General features: G+C 36.4%; 2 protein-coding genes. Both read left to right on the top strand.

Going from position 1 to position 1,131, the window contains the following annotated elements; translation table 11 throughout:
- Window positions 1-232 precede the first annotated feature (232 nt).
- Window positions 233-859 (top strand): MFS transporter, encoded by a 627-nt coding sequence (locus EDM52_RS24300; RefSeq protein ID WP_183185360.1) that lies wholly within the window; start codon window positions 233-235, stop codon window positions 857-859.
- Between the two features lie 60 nt (window positions 860-919).
- Window positions 920-1,131: transposase (locus EDM52_RS24295; protein WP_122911448.1), on the top strand; the 212-nt coding region annotated here is incomplete at its 3' end.

The raw sequence follows: 1,131 nt of genomic DNA, 5'->3' as shown, positions 1-1,131 counted from the left end.
GGTGAAATGTATTTACCAAATGAAGAAAATAGGGTATTCTTGTCCATGCTATGTCCTTTATGTTGGATTTGGACAGGAACTACCTGACCTTTCCAGTGTAAAGGATTTTTTTATGCTCGTGAACGCTTGAATACAGAAGATTATGGTGATTTTTAATGATGTGAAAAGATTTATGCAACGCTAGTGGTCCTTTAGAAGTTTTCATCGCAATATAAAAATTAGAATATACCTAATGTTTATCACAACACTTGTAAATACTATGGTATTTCCTTTTATGTCTATTTATTTTGTCGAATCTTTTGGTGGGGTTATAACAGGGTTTATCCTGAGCGGTGAAATACTTGCTTCTATTATTGCTAGCTTTTATGGAGGGTATCTTGCTGATCAGTTGGGGAGAAGAAAGGTAATGCTTGTTGCTGAAAGTATCAAAGTATTAGCTTTATTTATGATATGTATTGCTAACTCATCCTGGTTATATTCTCCGATGGTAACGTTGATAATGATGACTATTTCGACAATAGGGGGCGGTATTGCAACACCAGCAGCTGCAGCAATGATAATAGATGTAAGTAGTAGTGAAGAGAGAAAGGTTATCTATAGCATTCAATATTGGGTGTTTAACGCGGCAATTGGAATAGGGGGCTTAGTGGGTGGATTTTTATTTTCAGATTTCAAGTTTGTGCTTTTTCTAATAGTGGCATTAATATCTCTTTTAAGCCTAATCATTCTATTTTATTTGATTACTGAAACTTACAAACCAACAGAACAAGACAAGGTTAAACGAAAACAGAGTTCTATAGGTAAAGCAATAATGAATTATAGAGAGGTTTTAAAGGATTCTACCTCAATAGCCCCTTAGGAAACTTGGACACATGGAGTGTAATTTAGTACACTATATGTGAACAGGGGGAAGGCAACAATGAAACGAAAACAATACTCCAATGAGTTTAAAATGCAAGTGGTAAAAGAAGCTCTGGAAAGTGGAAATCGAGCTGCCGTTGCCAGAAGATACGAACTCCACTACAATGTCGTCCAACGTTGGATGAAAGATGCAGATGCAGGAAAGTTCGAGGATTTCAATATGGCTGTGGTCGATGATGCAGGTTCCAAGGCTTTGGTTAAAGAAAACGA

The organism is Brevibacillus invocatus (genome assembly GCF_003710915.1).
Classification (GTDB): Bacteria; Bacillota; Bacilli; order Brevibacillales; family Brevibacillaceae; genus Brevibacillus; species Brevibacillus invocatus.
The sequence above is the reverse complement of the archived record's forward strand: the minus strand, read 5'-3'. Positions and strand labels throughout refer to the sequence as shown.